This window comes from Roseimicrobium sp. ORNL1, from assembly GCF_011044495.1.
Lineage (GTDB): Bacteria > Verrucomicrobiota > Verrucomicrobiia > Verrucomicrobiales > Verrucomicrobiaceae > Roseimicrobium.
Genome location: NZ_CP049143.1, coordinates 1,483,642 through 1,502,541, shown reverse-complemented (window position 1 = coordinate 1,502,541; position 18,900 = coordinate 1,483,642). Strand labels below are relative to the sequence as shown.

Annotated in this window: 14 protein-coding genes; 7 read left to right on the top strand and 7 right to left on the bottom strand. The window is 60.0% G+C overall.

The features are described from left to right. Positions 1-24: 24 nt before the first annotated feature. The 5 genes from G5S37_RS05885 to G5S37_RS05865 form a co-directional block, all read right to left on the bottom strand. Positions 25-2,067 (bottom strand): FkbM family methyltransferase, encoded by a 2,043-nt coding sequence (locus G5S37_RS05885; protein WP_165201763.1) that lies wholly within the window; start codon positions 2,065-2,067, stop codon positions 25-27. A gap of 272 nt (positions 2,068-2,339) precedes the next feature. Continuing rightward, a complete protein-coding gene (locus G5S37_RS05880) occupies positions 2,340-3,617 on the bottom strand; it encodes a DUF1501 domain-containing protein (RefSeq protein ID WP_165201761.1) in 1,278 nt (425 codons plus the stop codon). A gap of 80 nt (positions 3,618-3,697) precedes the next feature. After that, a complete protein-coding gene (locus G5S37_RS05875) occupies positions 3,698-5,950 on the bottom strand; it encodes a DUF1549 domain-containing protein (protein ID WP_165201759.1) in 2,253 nt (750 codons plus the stop codon). Positions 5,951-6,074: 124 nt separating this feature from the next. Further along, positions 6,075-7,484, bottom strand: a complete 1,410-nt coding sequence (locus G5S37_RS05870; RefSeq protein ID WP_165201757.1) for an enolase C-terminal domain-like protein — start codon at positions 7,482-7,484, stop codon at positions 6,075-6,077. 154 nt (positions 7,485-7,638) lie between these two features. After that, positions 7,639-8,559, bottom strand: a complete 921-nt coding sequence (locus tag G5S37_RS05865) for an EamA family transporter (protein WP_165201755.1) — start codon at positions 8,557-8,559, stop codon at positions 7,639-7,641. A gap of 308 nt (positions 8,560-8,867) precedes the next feature. On the opposite strand from G5S37_RS05865, the gene G5S37_RS05860 reads away from it, so the two are divergent. Together G5S37_RS05860 and G5S37_RS05855 are read left to right on the top strand one after the other, a co-directional pair. Further along, on the top strand, positions 8,868-9,719 hold the full coding sequence (locus G5S37_RS05860; RefSeq protein WP_165201753.1) for an aminotransferase class IV: 852 nt from the start codon (positions 8,868-8,870) through the stop codon (positions 9,717-9,719). Between the two features lie 118 nt (positions 9,720-9,837). Further along, the gene (locus tag G5S37_RS05855; protein ID WP_147263175.1) at positions 9,838-10,302 is read left to right on the top strand and encodes an AP2 domain-containing protein; all 465 of its coding nucleotides are present in this window, start codon (positions 9,838-9,840) and stop codon (positions 10,300-10,302) included. Between the two features lie 190 nt (positions 10,303-10,492). Here G5S37_RS05855 and G5S37_RS05850 read toward each other — a convergent pair whose 3' ends face one another. Continuing rightward, the gene (locus G5S37_RS05850; protein WP_165201751.1) at positions 10,493-10,765 is read right to left on the bottom strand and encodes a DUF167 domain-containing protein; all 273 of its coding nucleotides are present in this window, start codon (positions 10,763-10,765) and stop codon (positions 10,493-10,495) included. 84 nt (positions 10,766-10,849) lie between these two features. Here G5S37_RS05850 and G5S37_RS05845 point away from each other — a divergent pair, with 84 nt between their 5' ends. After that, positions 10,850-11,512 (top strand): DUF1080 domain-containing protein, encoded by a 663-nt coding sequence (locus G5S37_RS05845; protein WP_165201749.1) that lies wholly within the window; start codon positions 10,850-10,852, stop codon positions 11,510-11,512. A gap of 82 nt (positions 11,513-11,594) precedes the next feature. Here the strand turns inward: G5S37_RS05845 and G5S37_RS05840 are convergent, their stop codons facing one another. After that, a complete protein-coding gene (locus G5S37_RS05840) occupies positions 11,595-12,620 on the bottom strand; it encodes an NUDIX domain-containing protein (RefSeq protein WP_165201747.1) in 1,026 nt (341 codons plus the stop codon). A gap of 292 nt (positions 12,621-12,912) precedes the next feature. Here G5S37_RS05840 and G5S37_RS05835 point away from each other — a divergent pair, with 292 nt between their 5' ends. The 4 genes from G5S37_RS05835 (at position 12,913) to G5S37_RS05820 (ending at position 18,825) form a co-directional block, all read left to right on the top strand. Further along, entirely contained in the window at positions 12,913-13,698 is a 786-nt protein-coding gene (locus G5S37_RS05835; protein ID WP_165201745.1) for an amidohydrolase family protein, read from the top strand. A 5-nt stretch (positions 13,699-13,703) separates the two neighbouring features. After that, positions 13,704-14,597 (top strand): amidohydrolase family protein, encoded by an 894-nt coding sequence (locus tag G5S37_RS05830; RefSeq protein WP_165201743.1) that lies wholly within the window; start codon positions 13,704-13,706, stop codon positions 14,595-14,597. Between the two features lie 28 nt (positions 14,598-14,625). Beyond that, positions 14,626-17,709, top strand: a complete 3,084-nt coding sequence (locus G5S37_RS05825) for a PVC-type heme-binding CxxCH protein (RefSeq protein ID WP_165201741.1) — start codon at positions 14,626-14,628, stop codon at positions 17,707-17,709. Positions 17,710-18,033: 324 nt separating this feature from the next. Then, on the top strand, positions 18,034-18,825 hold the full coding sequence (locus G5S37_RS05820; protein ID WP_165201739.1) for an Hsp33 family molecular chaperone HslO: 792 nt from the start codon (positions 18,034-18,036) through the stop codon (positions 18,823-18,825). The last annotated feature ends 75 nt before the right edge of the window (positions 18,826-18,900 follow it).

Here is an 18,900-nt window from a genome sequence, read left to right as displayed (position 1 = left end):
CGCAGGCTCCACGACAGCGGCAGCTCACCTGACGCACAACAGATTCACGAAGTTGCCTTCAGTGCCCACTTCATCCCAAAGGGCGGCCAGGCTGTCCCACCCTCGCCATGCTTGATCGTCAGGGTTTTCCAGGACCAAAAACTTGCTCCAAATCCGGGACAGAAGCTGCTTGAGCTTCGCCGAATCATAGCCGGCCCGCTTCAGTCCGTAAGGCCAGAACTCCAGCACGCTGGGCCAGCCGTGGGAGCCAAAGCCGTCCAACCCACCCTCAAGCACGTGCCCTTCAAATCCCTGCACATCCATCCAGCAGAGGCCTATCTTGTTTTTGAAGTCACCTGGAACCTGCTTCAGGAAATCGTCGAGCCGAACCATGGGTACCTGGACAACGCTGCGAACGTTTTCCCGATATCGCTCTTCCCCCACAGGGTGCGTTCCAAGGCGAACGCGATGATCTCCTGAGTTCTCAGGGCTCTCCTCAATGGCACAGGACCCGCTCTGTCCACCCAGGGCACACCAGCCCAAATGAAACGAGGACTTCAGTCCATTCACCCTGGTATTGGCGTGCAACAATGCAAAATTATCAGGATGCGGCTCGATGGAGATGCAGCGCTTCATCAAACCCGAAAAAACAGCCTGAATGCCAACCATGCCGCAGTTGGCACCAATATCGAGCATGGTCGCTGATTTGAGGGGGGTGCCAACATGACTCTCCACCAGGCGCATGACGCGCCGGAACATATCCATCTCCCACTGATGGTGCGTCTTGAGGGCTCCACTGATGACCTGTTCCGCGCTGAGAATTTCGAATACCCCATGCAAGGTGACCACGACTTCGGTGCGCCCGTGGGCTCGGAGCGCATTGATTCGCTTCGCTGCCATTCGATCCAGCCTCCAATCCCGTGCCAGCTTTCGCAACCTCCGGATGCTCTTTGGCAACGCAACCCGGCCCGCGCTGACTGACTGCAGTAGCTGATTGGAAAGCGCCCGCTGCGCAGCAGCCAGTCGTGCGGCCACCATCGTGTGTTCCTTTTTCGCCGGCCCCTTCCCTTTTCCATTCAGTAGAGGATTCTTCTCGGCAAGCTGCTCCTGCAATAGGGACATCGTGTCCGCCACCGCAGCGATGCGATGCTCGCTCGACCCAAACAGCGAGTCCTGATGCCTGCAGTAGCTCAGTTTGATTTCCAAATCACTCCCGGCCTCAAAGGTCGCCACGATCAAACCATCACCTGAGAAGGATTCCTCAACCGTGTGCTCCACCACGATCCGGGCCCCCAGCTCTCGCAACGCATTCAGACATCTCTCGTGCGTCCGGTAGTCTTGAGAAATATCGTAGTGATGGGTGGAGACAAAAACATAACGGATCTTGCCTGCTCTTACCGTCTCTTTGATTCCCGCGAGCATTGCCGTCTCAGCCCCCTGGATATCGGCAAACAGCACATCCACGATGGGAATATTCATTTCGGCGACCAAATCATCGACCGACAGCCTGCTGATGAGGCGGGTTTTCCCCCCATCGTTCTCGCAAGCGAATGGCATCGGACCGGAGGAGCAGCTGTCGACTGACGCCTGAATAAAGGTCCCTTTCCTGCCATTCAGTTCGAAGTTTCTCCGGCCAATCTCCAGATTGTAGGGATCCGGTTCGACGAGATAGGCATTCGCATGGGGATACTCCCGAAGAAACCAAAGCGAGTAGTACGACCAGAAGGCGCCCAGTTCGATGATCGTTTCAGCCGTTCGCAGAACCCGCATCACCTCGTAGAATGCCTTTTCTTCCTGGGGTTCATGATGCCCCTTCAAGCGCTGGATCACTTCCATCATCCAGGAGCCATAATAGCCGCCCGCATGGACCATGACTCCATTGTGCATTTTCTGCACGGGAACACCTCCAATCTCCATGACGTCTCCCGCGCCGGAGACCTTTGGTATCACTGCGCAATCGTCACAGCCAACAGCCAGTTCAATTCGACTTCTCAGGCTGGGAGCAATTGGTTGGGTCCTGGCAATACGCAAGCGCTCGTCCCAAGCCGCGTTCTCGCTTTCAAGAGCAACAGAATCCTGAATCTGCATGGGCGTTGATATCATTCCTGAACCTCCGACATTGCGCAGAGGACCAAATTCCCCCAACGATCCCGCAGTGTGACAACTTGGGTCGCTGGTGCAAGGCCACACCCCTGGGGACTCGCACATTGTATAACGCTTTAGCGACGTAAATTCACCCGCCAAAGGCAGGCCCTGACACCCCTGGAGTGTGCCGATGGGTTCAATGCAAAAAAACACCCGGCATTGCTGCCGGGTGTTCCCCAAGAACCAAGCTGTCCGTGGCAGAAACCTAAGAACAACTAGGCGAAAATGTCGGCGACGACGGAGCTCTTCATGTCGCCCACGCGGAACGGACGTCCCGAGGGTGACATCACCGTTTCGTCGATCGGAAGGCCCATCGCAGCACCAATGGTGGCGATGAAGTCCTGAACCGTCACAGGCTTGTCGGCCACTTCCTTACCAGCAGGGTCGGAGGAGCCATACACATAGCCGCCCTTCACACCACCGCCGGCGAAGACCGTGGAGTACACCTTCGGGTAGTGGTCGCGACCGTCGTTTTCGTTGATGTTCGGCGTACGACCGAACTCGGAACCGAGCACCACGAGGGTGGAGTCGAGCAGGCCGGTGCGCTTGAGGTCGGTAAGGAGGGCAGCGAAAGCAGCGTCCATGCCGGCGCCGGTGCGACCCATGGCGTCGTCAATGGTGTTGTGCATGTCCCAGCCACCAGTGCGCACTTCCACGAAGCGGACACCGCTCTGCACAAGGCGACGGGCAAGCAAGCAGCCCTGGCCGAAGCCATTGCCATACATCTGGCGGGTGGCGGAATCTTCCTGCGTGATGTCGAAGGCGGCAAGGTCGGAGCTCGTGAGGAGATTCATCGTCTCATCATAGAACTCGGTGTAGGCCTTCACTTCATGGGAGCGATACTTGTCGCGGAAGGAGGAGTCGAACTCGTTGAGGAGCGACACACGCTTCTTGAACATCGCCTCACCCACAGCGGACTTGGAGTTCTGCAGACCGGCTTCCGGGCTGCTGATGGGCAGCGGGGCAAGGGCGGGCGGGAAGAAACCCGCGTTGGCCGTGCCGGCGCCAACCACGACGCTGGAAGGAAGGGTCTTGTGGGAGCGGCCCTTGAAGTGCTGCGCCCAGGAACCCAGCGTGGGGTGCACAATCGTGCCACGGGGCTCATAACCCGTGTGCATGATGTACGTGCCGTCTTCATGCACGCCCGTCTTGGAGGTCATGGAGCGGATGATGGAGATCTTGTCCATCTGGTCCGCCATCTTGGTCATGTAACCGCCAAGCTGGATGCCGGAAACATTCGTCTTGATGGGATCTTTGAATCCCTTCGTTTCACCCGTCTTTGGGTCGAAGGTGTCGATGTGGCTCATACCACCGGCCATGTAGAGATAGATGACGGCCTTGGCCTTGCCGCCCTTGCCAGCAGGCGCAGCAGCCGCAGCGCCGAACGCCTCATTGTTCAGTCCGGAGAGGACGCTCACCCCGAGAGCCGCCTTCGCGGTGCGGAGCATGAATTCGCGGCGGGATGCCGGGTCGAGTTTGAGGTAGGGATTCATGAGCTTTGGATTCCTTTGAAATGGTGTTGGGTGTGCCGATCACCGGGGTGCGCCCTGCGCACCCCGGCTCAGGCGGAGACTTACTGGATGAAGCAGAACTCGCGGGAGTTCACGAGGGCCCAGATCATGTCGGCATAGCCCTGTTCGCCTTCCGCGGTGACGCGCTTGGCGATGTCCTTCTCACGAAGGGTGGGCTTGCGGTTGAGCAGGCTCAGGAAGATGGCCTCAGCCTTGTCCGCCGGGTTCTTCACCTTCTCCATGTTACGGAAGATGAGGGACTGCGGGTTGGTGAGCATTTCCTGCGCCTTGCCGTTCATCATCATCAGCACCTGGGGCACAGAGCCCTCCCTGGAGCCGCCATCGATGAGCGCACGCTCGGACTGGCCGAAGTCACGAAGGAAGTGGCCGCCGGGAGCGGGCTGGGGCAGTTCCGCAGCGCGCATGAGGTTCATGCCGCCGTAGTTGAGGATGCCACCGCCTGCCATCATGGCGTCGTCAGACATGTTGCCGGCATCCTGGAGGCTGCCGCTCACCTTCTTACGCTGATTCTGGCCCAGACCCTGAGCAGCGCTCACCTTGCGGAGCACGGTGCCGGCATCCAGCTTCGGGTTGCTGAGGTCCATGTCCACGGCACGAGCGTACTCGTCGGACTCGGTGTTCTTTGGCTTGTCCACATCTGCGCCCAGCACGAGGGTCATGAAGGAATCCCAAGCCTGCTCCGCGCTCATGCGGCGCAGGACCGGTCCCTGGAAGTAGTAGGGCATGCCCATGGCCAGTTCCTCAGTGGTGGCTTCACGCTGATAGGCCTTCGTGTTGTACACGATGCGCATGAACTCCTTCAGGTTGAACTTCACACGGACCATTTCGCTGGACAGGTGACGCAGGAGGGCCGGGTTGTAGGATTCGTCCACGTTGTCGATGTTCTTCACCGTGGGGGTGAGGGCCACACCGAAGGCGCGCTCCCACATGCGGTTGGCCATGGTCATGGCGAAGCGCGGGTTGGAGGGGTGCGTCATCCAGTTGGAGAACTTCTGACGAAGGTCTTCCGCATCCTTCACGCCGCCTTCCACGGACTTGCGGCTCTTCTTCACCGTCTTGGTCAGCTCGTTGTAGGCGGGGTTGCGCTTGTCCTCTTCGGACCACATGATCAGCTTCGGCACGACCTGGTCGCCGGGATTGCCGTCCTTGTACTTGTAGTCGTGGGGCAGCTTGGTCTTGTTCACGTCGATGTCGCTCACCACATAGCGGTTCGCGCCGACCACGTTGCCAATCAGGTTGCGGATGCGGCGGGGGTCTGCGCCACCGTTGCTCTCAGCAAGCTGCACCGCCTCGTCCACGAGGTTGCGGGAGCCGCTGGCCATCATCATGCCGTTGTCACGACCGTTGTAGCGGGTCGTCGTGGCGCCGAAGAAGGCGGCCATTTCATAGAACTGGCGCTGCGTCCAGTCGGAGAAGGGGTGGTCATGGCACTGGGCGCAGGCGACGTCCGTACCGAGGAAGATCGTCAGCGTGTTGGCCAGGTTGTCCAGCGGCATGCCAGAGTCGCGCAGGAGGTAGCCGGCGGCGCCGTTGTCCCACACCTTGCCGTCAGCCGTCATCATCGCGGCGGCCATCTGGTCCCAAGGGGTGTTCTTGGCGATTTCTTCCTTCAGCCACTTGATGTAGGGAAGGCCGCGGACATAACCGCCACCGCCTTCGAAGCGGTCAATCACGCGCAGCATTTCCGCCATGTAGTTGTACATGTGGCTGGAGTAGCCATCGGAAGCCAGGAGGGTGTCGATGAGCTTGGCGCGCTTGTCGCCGGCACTGTCCTTGAGGAAGGCGGTGGTCTCATCGTAGCTGGGGATGCGGCCCGCGATGTCGAGGTACACACGACGCACGAACTGCTCGTCGTTCATCAGGGGGTTCTCCTTGAGGGGAACGAACGCCTTCGGTTGCTTGCCAGCCTTCGCGTCGTCGGCGGCCTGCTTCGTGGCGGCGGCTGCGAGCTTGACGTTACCGGCAGCGATGCCCTGAGCCACGAGGGCGTCAATCTTGGCAGCAGCGGCAGCGGCGGTGGCATTGGTGGCCACGGAGGTCAGCGCATTGGCATTCTCATGCGGCTGCATGGTGCGCGCGGCAGCCTGGTCCTCTGCGGAGAACTTGTTGAGTGGCATGGCATACACCACGCCGTTGGCGGCCTGGATATGGATGGTTTCCCCTTCAAGCTTGATGAAGGTGGCCTCAAGTTTACGGCCCTGGACGTCAGTCCAGACGCGGGTGGTGGCGGCAGATGCCGGCATCACTGCGAGGGTGATGATACCCAGGCCAAGAAGCAGCGGTTTTGTGTTCATTTGTGTCTCGGTACGGTGAGTCGGGGTGAGGTTTGACCCTCTTGAGGTGCAAACGGTTGAGCCGTCGCCTTCTTAGGGCCTTTCAATTTTTCCGAAAAAATTTTCCTTGTTAGCAATGCGAAGGTCAAGCCTGGCCGAACACTCCGGCAGGCTCGGGGAGTTCACGACGCATTTCCTCCAGTCGATATCCAAAACCAGAGCCCTTCAGGGTATCCAGCACCAGCTGTCCCTGGCGCCGCTGGTAGAGGCCTGGATGCACCGCCATTTCAGGCAGGGATGCGTCCGGGTAGAACTGCATGCCATTGCACTCCACGCCCTGGATGGTGCCTGCGTGGGAGGCCAGTCGGACATGAGGGATCATGGCCAGCATGGGGTTGGTGAGATCCTGCACCATGAGAGGCATGCCGTGGGCCTTTGCCCAGCACATGCTGAGAAGCGCGCCAGTCTGTGTTTTGCAGGTCTTCAGCGCTACGCCACTCCAGCCCAGGCTGCGGCCCAGCTTCACAAACTCCCAGTCATGCGCGCTCTCATCCAGGAAGAGAGGCTTGCGCGCCGAGACACTGCGCACGTCCAACATGTCGTGCTCCAGTTCATATGCAAATGGCTGCTCCACGTAGAGCGTGCGGGCATAGATTTCTGGATCCTCGCGCAGTAGACGGTCGAGAATGTCATTCACATAAATCGGGTCGCGGACCGTGCAGTTGAAGTCGGCGCTGAGCCACTTCACCCCCAGCGGAAAGCCGAGGCGGGCAATCCGCACCATGCGCTCGTAGTCCCACTGCTCATCCGTGCCACGCAGCTTCACCTTCAGGCAGGTGAGCCCGTCCTGCTTGATCCAGTCCGCTAGGAGCACGGGATGGCCATCCTTGGGCTCGCTTCCGGTGAGGTCCGACTCTTCCAGCGGATCCACCCCACCGACGAGATGCCACACGGGCAGGCGGGAGGGCGCAGGACGCACCAGGAAGTCCTGCACGTATTTCCCACGGAAATCCACGTCACTCCCCTCCGCTGGTTCCACGAATCCGGATAGGTCACGGCTGATGTACTCAGGCCCATAACAGTCGTAGATGTCCTTCCCCAGCAGATTGCCGAACGCGTCGTGAATCGCGATATCGAACGCGCTCAAACACACCAGGGCTGCCAGGTACGGCATCTCTACTCCACCGGCCTCTTCATTGGCCGAGGCCACCTCCTGCATGAGGGCTTGCTTTTGAAAATCATACCCGAATTCCATGGGATGCCCCCAGGAATCAAATTCCACAAGACGCTTCGCGAGGCGCAGGGAGAAGTCCTTCATGCGAGTCGTGCGATCTGCAACGGTCACATGCGGCGTGGGCCAGGTCCACGACACCGCCACGGGCGTCTCGCCCCAGCCCTGCGCGGTGCGTCCCTCGCGATCCACCACGGTCACACACGTGCGCAGGCACTGCACATGGGTGGTGACCTCCGGACCGAACTTCAGCGGCACACGAAAATCGATGGGCAGGAAGTACACAGTGGCGGACTGGACCCGGATGTCAGTGGGAAGGCGCATGGGAGTGACGGAGTGTTGGCGTAAACGTTGACGTTGATCTTGGCGTGCTTGGAAAAGGAAGCGAACCCGAAGGGGGAAGCGGATTGAAGCGACGGCACCCTCATGGCGCAAGGACGGAGATTGATGCTTTCGACACCTCCCCACGACCCCACCCTCACCGCTTGGTGAGCCAAACCATCAGCACCACCCCGGCCACCGCCAGAACGGAACCCCAGATGGCCGCCTTTCCCGCCCGATCATGGTCGATCACAGCGGAAAGCGGCATGATGAGGATGGGCGTAGTGGCGGTGAGGCTCAGCACCACCAGTGCCGGCGCCTGCACCAAGGCCCACTGAAAACAACTCACACCCAGCACGGGCCCAAACATGGCCGCGCCCAGCAGCCACCACCACCGGTGGGAAAACGTTTGCGCCACCTCCGCCGCGGCCAGCCGCCTGGCCGAGCGGTACCAGACCACCACGCCCCAGAGGAGAAGGGTGAAGAGCAGCCCCGGCAGCATGCGCACGAATGCCTGCTGCACCGGAGACACCATGTGCCCCTCCACCTTCATGGCCGCATGGGCAAACCGGCTCAACGAGGCTCCCCCACCCTGACCCAGCCCCGCAAAAAGCGCGAATATCACGCCCGTGAACAACTTGGGCGGCGGCGAAAAGAGCCCTCCGCCATCACGGTGCGACCCAATCGCGACCGATACGCCCAGGAGAATCATCGCCGTGGCCAGCATCTGGGGTCCGGACACTCCCACGCCAACCAGCAGCCAATCCCCGATGGCGCCAAACACTGGCGCACTGCAGAGATTCAGCAGGAGCGTCAGCCTTGCTCCCAGTCGCGTGTACGCCAGGAAGAGCGCTACATCCCCCACGCCAAAGCCCACCGCGCCGCTCCAGAGCAACCGATGAGTTGAAACAGAGGACCATTCGAGCCCCGCAGCCCCTCGTGTAACAACGGCAAGGATAAGAATGGCCAGCCCCAGGCGGAGCGAATTCCCACGGAGAGAGCCAAAAGCAACAGCGGAGCGTCGACCACAAATTCCCGATGCAGCATAGAAAAATGCAGTCAAAATGGAGGCGAGCATCGAATATAGAACCGTGCCAGTGGGCCGGGGGTTTGCAAGGCGCCACTGAACATTGAAAATATCATGCTGACACACCAGAGGCGTACTGGTAGTATCCCACAAAAAAATCCCCCCATGGCCCCTTCGATTAGCCAGAACATCACATAAAAGTTGCGTGTAAGGGTCATCCTTATTCCTGTGGGAATTTTTTGCGTTCCATTAAGCTAACGCCCCACGAAATGTTAAGGCACACTCGCCCTTTTCATTTGGAGGATGCATCCGCTAAACTAATACCTGCGTAACAGATTAATATACGAAATGATTCACCCATGGCATCGCACGAATCTTGTGTCTGGCTCAATGGCCGTCTGGAGCCATCTGCGCAGGCACGGATTTCGCCATGGAATGCTGCGTTTCTGGTGGGCTGCGGAGCCTTCGAGACCCTCCGGGCCTATGGAGGAAAACCTTTCGCCATTACCCGTCATTGGCACCGCCTCGTACGCTCCTGTGCGGTCCTCGGGTTGCGTCCCCCAACCTTGGAACAGTTTGCCAACGCGATGACTGAGACGTTGAGCGCGAACGAGTTGCAGGAAGCGCGAGTGCGCTTCACGGTCAGCGGTGGAGAAATCCCGGGCGGACTGCAATCCAATCATGGTGACGGATTGTTCACTTGCACCGCCGTCCCTGCTACCCCCACGAAACCGTCCGAATCCGTCGCCATGGTCCCCTGGCCTCGCAACGAGCGGGGCGCTCTCGCAGGCGCCAAGTCCGTGTCCTACGCGGAGAACGTGGTGGCCCTGAATCATGCACGTTGCAATGGTGCAGGAGAGGCGATTTTTTCCAATACGAAGGATGAACTTTGCGAGGGCGCGGCCAGCAATGTCTTCCTGGTGCGTGGCGGACTGCTCCATACACCGCCCCTTTCCTCCGGCTGCCTGGCCGGAGTGACCCGCGAGCTCACGCTCGAAGTCTGCCGCGCCCACGGCATTCCCGTTTCAGAAGAGCCTCTGCCCGCCACGGCGCTCGCCGGCGCGGATGAGGCATTTCTCACTTCTTCCATGCGCGAAGTGCAGGCCATTGCCTCCGTGGATGGAACCCCCCTTTCGCAGCCCGTCGGCCCGCTCACCAGGCGGGTGGCCGGACTGTTCCGCGAGTTCGTCTCCAGCCACATGGATCCCTGACCGGGAGCCACCCACTGAAGACGGAGGAGCAGAGCACGCCGGTCCCCGGCACTGCGGAACCCCAAGAAAACAAGAAACCACCAACAAAAAAACCTAGAAATACCAACCCACCAATACCATGGCCAGAAAAGATCCAAACAACAGGAACATCACCCGCATCGACAACAGCGGCGGCGAGGGCAAGCGCCCCGTCAAAGGCTGGGAAGTGCGGATCTATCGTCGTGGCGAGCGTTTCAACCAGTTCTTCTCCGACTCCGCTCATGGCGGCAAGAAGGCTGCTCTGGAAGAAGCCCGCACCGTGCGTGACAAGATGGAGAAGAAGCTCAAGCCCTATACCCGCCGTGAGCTCGCTGAGAAGCTGACCGCCCGCAACACCTCCGGATACCGCGGAGTGCGCCTGCGCAAGACCATCGTGACCAAGGACGACAAGAAGTACGTCTACGAGCACGTGGAAGCTTCCTGGAGCCCTGAGCCCGGCAAAGTGGTGAAGAAGTCCTTCTCCGTCGCCAAGCTTGGCCTTGATCAGGCCTGGAAGCTTGCGATCGAGGCGCGCGACAAGGCCGTCTCCAAGATCCGCGGCTAATGCCGTGATCTTCCTGAAATACCAAGGAATCTAACTCAACGCCATTGATGGGCTGCCCGCGGTGAACCCGCCAGGCAGCCCATCTTATTTGAGGGCAAGACCAGCGCTCATTCTGCAACTCTCAGTCTCCGAAGTTCCTCTGCGTCTCTGTGTCTCTGCGTTGAACACCCTGCACGCAACCACACCCACCTCACCCCAGCCTCCCCACCGCCCCCGCTGGCACCTCCAGCGACTTCGTCCGGCTCGTATCCCCACGCAGCAGCACCACCTCGCTCTTCCCACACCCCAGCAACTCCGCCAGAAAGCGCACCAGTTCCTTGTTCGCCTTCCCCTCCTGCGCCGGAGCCGCCAGCTTCACCAGCAGCAACTTCCGCCCACGCTCATCCGCGCCCCAGCCCAGGCACTCCGACTTCCGGGCGTTCGGCGTGACCTTGCAGACGAGGGTGGTGGTTTCCTGGGCCATGGCAAATTCAGCCCTCCTTTCCATATTTTCCGTCCAAAACAACCAACTCGACAACGTTCACCCCACGTGCAAACTCCGCGCTCCATGAAATCCAAGTTCCTCTCACTCGTCACCATCCTGGCCCTCAGCGGCATCGCGTCCGCTGAAGACGGCTGGATCTCCATGTTCAACGGCAAGGACCTCTCCGGCTGGAAGTCGAATGTCACCACCGAAGAGAAGCCCGAGGAAAAGGCCAAGTCCTTTGTCGTCGAGAACGGTGAAATCAAAGTCCAGGGCGGTCGCGCCCACATGTTCTTCGTGGGTGAAGACGGCAACGCCAAGTTCAAGAACTTCGAGTTCAAGGCCAAGGTGAAGACCACCCCCGGCTCCAACAGCGGCATCTACATCCACACCGGCTTCGAAGAAAAAGGCTGGCCAAGCAAGGGCTATGAGTGCCAGGTGAACGCGACCCACAAGGACGTGAAGAAGACCGGCGGCCTCTACGCCGTGAAGGACGTGCTCAACAACGCCCCCAACAAGGACGGCGAATGGTTCGACTACGGCATCAAGGTCGACGGCAAAAAGATCACCATCTCCATCAACGGCAAGGTGACCACCGAGTGGACCGAACCCGAAGATTGGGACCCCAGCAAGGCCCTCAAGAACATGGACGGCCGCAAGCTCAGCGAAGGCACCATCGCCATCCAGGGCCATGACCCCGTGAGCGTGGTCTACTACAAGGACCTCTTCATCAAGCCGCTCCCCTAAGGGATTTCGGATTTCGAATCACCCATTCAGCCACGAGGGCAGGTCACAGACCTGCCCTTTTTTTTGTGCTCATCACCGCAACTCACGCGGACACCTTGCCCTTGGACACACGCGCAAACGCATCGTTCGCGAGAACCAAGAGACCCTGATTATCGGGATGGATAATGTCCAGAGCCTGCTCAATGGGGAACCATCCTCGCTCGCGCTTTTCCTTGGGCGTTCCCTCGCTCAAGCACTTCATGAGAAAGTACCTCACATGAATGCTCTCGCCTGCCGCTTCAAATCGGTTGCTCCCGACAAACTGAAGGATCCCACCGACCACTCCGGTCTCTTCTTCCACCTCGCGCACCGCGGCGTCCGCGGCATCCTCACCACCTTCAATGTGTCCTTTGGGCAGGACCCAGGTTCTCCCCACATTCACGGTGGCTGACACTCCTTTGGGCTGCACCAGCAAGTACTTTGGCCCATCGGCATCGACCCGCACCACAATGCCGCCCGCATGGGAAGCACGGTCCTTCATCTTCTCTTTCACCTTCTTGATGAGAATGCTTTGGAGGCAGAAGGCCAGCACAAACCCCGCTGCCGCGGCAGCATAACTGTTAAGTATCACGTCCTCGAAATCCACGGTCGGGGCATTCCCCCTCGAAATATCAAAGGCGATCGCCATGAAAATCGCGGCACCAAAGAGGGAATTGATCACCAGGACCATGTCCCTCAAGCCGCCGCCAAAGAACCGCGTCGGCTTCCGCTTGAGCAGGGCCATGACCGACGGCAGGGGCGTATTGTCACCCCCCTGCGCTACAAAGAAAGCGCGGTACTTGTCGAGCACCCGATGGTAGGCATCCGTAGTGCTGTCCCTCTTCAAAATGCGAAGCAGGGTCACCACACCCAGGGCCAGATTCGCGAAGAGCGCCGGAACCACGACCGCCCAGCAAAGGATGTGGAACGAGGGGCGATGGTCCGTACCCAACAGTAGAACCAAGCCACCCAAGGTGGCGGTGGCAAGACCAATCAGCCAGTTGACCCTGGTTTCCCCGGTCTCTTCGTTCTTCAGGTAGGAGTCTGAGAAATGTTTGAAGTCTTCGGTGATAAAGTCCTTTGAATCCATAGGGTCAGGCTCTGAGTTGCCGCACATAGATACGGACGCTGTAGGCGAACGGCACCACGCTTCAAGTAACAAATAACGCGGGCTCATCCCGATGCAGGCGGGCTCAAGATCTCCTTAGACCCGTCCGCCCTCCAGCGCCCCATGCATTCCCCCTACCGTTCTCAGGTCAGGCCAGATCCGACTGCTCTGAATATGCCCGCTTGTCGACCTTCTGTGTCTGATACTCGCAAGAACGGCAACAAGCCCGAACGCATGGCGTATCCACACCTCCTTCCACTCCAACCCTAATTTCATGCGCATCTGGGATCTCCACTGTCACCTCTCCGGCGTACCCGGTCTCACTCCTGAGGAGCGCATGAGCCAGCTCCTGCGCTATGCCGACCGCATGGGCATCGAGCGCCTCTGCGTGTACATGGGCATGAAGTGGAGCCAGGACCCTGCTGCGGATGACCTCGTAAAACAAAACGACGAAGTCCTGCGCGCCATCAGCAAGCACCCCGACCGCACCTTCGGCTTCGTCTACGTCAGCCCCAAGCACGTCGACACCAGCCTCGCCGAGCTGGAGCGCTGCGTGGCGAAGGGGCCCATGGTCGGCGTGAAGCTCTGGGTCGCCGAGCGCTGCAACGTGCCGGAGATCGATCCCATCATCCAGCGTGCGGCTGAGCTGAAGGCCGTCATCTTCCAGCACACCTGGTACAAGACCATGGGCAACTACGCGGGTGAATCGACACCTGCCGAGTTCGCGGAACTGGCGAAGCGTTTTCCGAACGTACCGCTCATCTGCGGCCACAGCGGAGGCACCTGGGAGATTGGCATCCCGACCATCCGTGACTGTCCCAATGTCTCGGTGGATCTTGCCGGCAGTGACCCCACCGCCGGCATGACGGAAATGGCCGTGCGCGAACTCGGAACCAACCGCGTCATTTACGGCAGTGACAGCGGCGGACGTAGCTTCGCCAGCCAGCTCGCCAAGGTTCACGGGGCCAACATCACCGATGAATCGAAGCAGGCAATCTTCTGCGACAACCTTCGCAACATGATGCTTCCCATCCTCACCGCGAAAGGCATCAAGGCATGAGCATTATGAACCGTCGCTCCTTTCTCCACCAGACAGCCGCAACGGCAGCCGCAGCGTTGGCCGCTGGTCCAGCACTCCATGCTGCACCAGCCGCGGAAGCAAAAGCATCTGGTATCATCGACTGCAACATCTCCATCGGTCACTGGCCGTTTCGTTACTACCGCGGACAGGAGTCTTCCGAAATCCTGACACAATGCCGGCTCCTGCGTGAGAAAGGCCTCACCCGCGGCTGGGCAGGCAGCATCGAGGGGATCTTCTACCGCGATGTCACCCAGGCCAATGACATCCTGCACGAGCGCTGTACGGAGTATGGCAGAGAGCACGGTGGTGCTCGCCTTCTCCTTCCGGCCTTCACCATCAATCCCACGCTTCCCTCGTGGGAGAATGATTTTTCTCAATGTGTTTCCGTGGCGCTCACTACTGAACGAGTCATCCGCCTGCATCCGAATTACCACGGGTACACCCTGGACGATCCTCTTTTCTTGAAACTCCTGGAAGCCGCTACCGAGGCGGGGTTCCTGGTGCAGGTAGTAGTCCAGATGGAGGACGAGCGCACCCAGCATCCACTGATGCAGGTAAAGCCGGTGAATCTCAAGCCGCTCCCTGCCATACTCAAGAAGGTCCCCAATGCCCGCGTCATGGTGCTCAATGCCAATCGCGCCATGTCCATGACTGCGCTGCAGGACTGCCCTGTGTGGCTGGACTTCGCCATGCTGGAGGGTGTCGCCGGTATCGAAGCTCTCTTGAAGGACTGGCCCCTTGAGAAGCTCGTCTTCGGCTCCCACGCCCCGCTCTTCTACTGGGAGTCCGCCAAACTGAAACTCCAGGAGTCCGAACTCAGCGAAAAGCAACTCGCCGCCATCACGCACGACAACGCCGCACGCTGCCTGCAAAGCTGACACCCGCCACCCCTTCCCCTCAACTCAGATGAAGCCGCACCCCCTCCTCCTTCCCTTTGCTGCTTCGCTGCTTTGCGTTCCTCTTTTCATCTCAGGCCAAACTCCCGCGCCACTCGCCTTCCCTACCGTCCCCGCGACGCCACCGGAGAAAGCGGCGTCCACCTTCGACGTACTCGACGGTTTCACGATGGACCTCGTCGCCGCGGAACCGCTGGTCACGGACCCCGTCGCCATCACCTATGACGAATACGGCCGCGCCTTCGTGTGCGAGATGAATGACTATCCGTACACGGACAAGGCAAAGCACAAGCCCAGCCAGGAGAATTCCACCGACCTCCCCATCGGCAAAGTGCGCCTGCTTACGGATACGGAAGGCGACGGCGTCTACGACCGCAGCACCATCTTCGCCCATGATCTCTCCTGGCCCACCGGCGCCGCTTGCTGGAAGGGCGGCATCATTGTCGTGGCCACGCCAGACATTTGGTATCTCAAGGACACGGACAATGATGGTGTAGCCGATGTGCGGCAGAAGCTCTTCACCGGATTAAAGAAGCTCAACGTCCAGGCGGTGGCGAACAATCCCATCTGGGGTCTCGATAACAAGATCTACATCGCCGGCGGCACGAACGGCGGCACCGTTCAGAATCTGATACACCCTGATGAAAAGCCCGTCACCATTCGCCGCTCTGATCTACGGCTGGATCCCGTGACCATGAAGATTGAGGCCACGGACGGTGGCGCCCGCTTTGGCAACACCCGCGATGACTGGGGCAACCGCTTCCTCTGCAACATTCGCAATCCCTGCCAGCATGTCGTTCTCGATTCGCGCTACCTCTCACGCAATCCCTACCTCCCTGCGGTCAATCCCCTGCACGACTCCGCTGAGTTTGGCGACCAGCTTCCTGTTCATCGCATCAGCCCTCCCGAAGCCTGGCGCGTGCTGCGCGCGGATCGTTGGAGTAACGATCCCACCAATCACATGCCGCGCAGCGAGCTGGTGGGCGCCGGTGTTGTCACCTCATCCGCCGGTATCACCATTTACCGCGGCGACGCTTATCCGGAAGGCTATCGCGGCATGGCCTTTGTGGCGGATGTTGCAGGTAATCTCTTCTACCGTCTCAAGCTCACGCCCGACGGCGTCACCTTCAAGGCCACGCGGGTGGATGGCGACAAGGAATTCTGCGCCAGCCGTGACATCTGGTTCCGCCCTGTGAACTTCGCCAACGCGCCCGATGGCTGCCTGCACGTGTGCGACATGTATCGCGAGGCCATCGAGCACCCCTGGAGCCTGCCGGATGACATCCACGCCGCCATTGACCTCATCAAGGGCATCGACAAGGGCCGCATCTGGCGCCTCACTCCGAAGGGCTACAAGGTGCGGAAGATAGAGCCACTGGCTGACAAGAGCAGCGCGGAGTTGGTGAAGCTTCTCGCGCACCCCAACGCCTGGCATCGCGACACCGCGCATCGCTTGCTCTTCGAGCGACAGGACACAGCCGCGGTTGCGGAGCTGCGCACTACTCTGAGGGAGTCCACCAGCGCCCTGGCACGTCTGCATGCGCTCTGGTCGCTTGATGGATTGTGGAAGTTCACGGACACCGATGCAGTGGCAGCCGTGCACGATGCTGATGCGCACGTTCGCGAGCATGCCACGCTGCTGACTGAGGGACTGATTTCCGCACAGCTTCCTTCCACCCCTGGAGCGCATTCCCTCGCGCCTGAAATCGTCATTACCGCCACGAGCGGAAACTCCCAGTCACCAGCACCAGCCCTGCTTCGTGAACTGGCGTCGATGACTTCAGACCCGGACATCCGCGTGCGGCGCCAGCTCGCACTTTCGTTGGGAAGCTTCACACACACCGCCGCCATCAAGCCGCTGGTGACTGCAGTGAAGAATGACCTTCGCGATCCGTGGATGCGCACTGCCCTGCTGTCCGCGCCCGTCGACATCCTCGCCGGCAGTACGGCCACGCTCCTGCGCGATCTGCCTGGCTCTCCCGAAATGGAAACGCTCATGCGTGATGCGGGACAGGTTTTCGGCAAGTGTCTATCCGGAGGCACGACCTACATGCACTTGATGAATCAGGGCCTGTTCTTCCTCTCCGCCCTTGAGAGCCAGCGCGACCGTGTACCCCGGACGGTGGAATCGGGTCTGGAGGGACTTCAAGCGTCCTTGGGACAAGCCAACAAATCACTCATGACTTCGGCCATCAAGCCGGAGACAAAGGCATGGCTCACGTCCGTGGCAAAAGCGAAGACGGACATCGCCCTGAACGCGAGTCTCCCCATGGAGGAACGCACGCGAGCCATCAATCTGCTCGCCCTGCTGGAGTTCGCCTCGTTGCGTGAGATTGCCGTGAAACTGTTGGGGCCTCACGAGCCCGATGGCATCCGCCTTGCCGCGATTCAGGTGCTCCGCCCACGCCGCGATGACGGCGTGGGAACCCTCTTGCTTGAGGCATGGTCCACCCTCACACCGGCACCGAGAGAAGCCGCGCTCCAGGCTCTTGCAGGCAAAAAGGAATGGCTGGACGGGCTTCTGGGAGCCATTGAAGCAGGACGCATCAAGCCCGCGGAAATCTCCGCCGCCGCTCGCGCGCTCATGCTGCGAACCACGGACTCGACGCTCAAGACCCGCGCCGAAAAACTCTTCTCCACCAGCAGTCGCAGCGAAGTGCTCGCGAAGTATCAGCCAGCGCTATCAACACTGGGCGATGCCACGCGCGGCAAGCTTGTCTTCACAACCGTGTGCGCCGTGTGCCATCGCTTCAAGGATGAAGGCCGCGACGTAGGCCCAAATCTCGCCACCACGCTGGCATGGACACCGGAGCAGTTGCTGACCAACATCCTCGACCCCAATCGCGAGGTCTCGCCCAACTTCGCGCAGTACGTGGTGGAGCTTCAGGACAGTCGTATTTTGATCGGCATGCTCACCGGCGAGTCGGAATCCAGCATCACCATGAAAGGCGCAGACGCCGTGGAGCAATCCATCGCCCGGCCTCAAATCAAGACACTCAAGAGCACTGGCCTCTCCCTGATGCCTGAGGGTCTGGAAGCTGCACTCACTGTGGAGCAACTCGCGGATTTGATGGCGTATCTGCGCACGAAGTGAAACACCTCCCACAAGGTGACTTCGTGCCAGGGAGTGGGGACATTCCTGTCCCCATTTAGAGGTGAAAAGAGCATTGCCTTTCAAATCCCATCCACAACGCAAAAGATGCTGACGGGAAGATTCCACCCCGTGTCGGCATGCCATCCAAAATGGGGACAGGAATGTCCCCACTCCTTGACACGTTGCCAGGCTTCGAGGGCTTCCGACCCCATACCGTTCCATTTCCCCCTCCCCCGTCCCAAACTGCATTTCCCGCGTATCCCTTCTTTCACCAAGGAACGTTTTATGCTAAATGACCAGCCCCCATTTTCCAAAGACCTGACCATGTCCGAAGACTCCAACGCCTCCGTTCTCGAAGTCCGCACCTATTTCGTGCGCGGGCGCAATGCGCTCGTGGCGCGGGCGGATTTTGAACCGTTGTACATCGACTACTACCTGCACCGCGCAGACCACGGTCTGCAATACACCAATGAGCAGGACGCCATGCTGAAGGACGCACTGGCGGGGCTCACGCTGCACCTCGCCTCCCGTCCCCAGGACGAGAACTGCGGGTGGACCATGAATTTCCAGAAGCCTGCGATCAATCTCTTCGTCACCGGCAACACACGCCCCGGGCAAATCGCCGGCCGCGTCTTCACCGAGGACGTGCGCGACATGGGCGCGAACATCTTCAGCGCCCAGACCACCCGCATCGGTCACACCGCACAGCAGAGCCTCGTGCAGGTGGAGGGGAATCAAATCCTTCCCTGCGTGGAGCAGTACTACCAGCAGAGCGAGCAGCGCCTCGCCCGCTTCTTCCGCAACACCGAAGAGGACATCGTCATGATTTCCTCCCAACCTGATTGCGACGAAGCCTGGCTCGCCGCCCTCACCGAGGAAGACGTGCGCACCATCGACCAGAAGGAAACGCTCAGTCTCCTGGAGACACGGCGCTACATCTGGAAGTGCGGCTGCACCGTGGAGCGCCTCTACCCCATCCTCGCCAAGCTCAGTCCGGAAGCGCTGAAGGAAGCCTTCGGCGACGATGAAGTCATGACCGTGCAGTGCCCCCGCTGCGGCGCCCGTTACCGCGCTGCGAAGGAGCAGTTCGAGGCGTGGCAGGCGAAGGCGTCCTAGCCCAGTGCGACGGTGAGCGGTGCGACAGTAGGACAGTAACAGCTACTGTCGCACGTAACGCACATGGCAGATCAT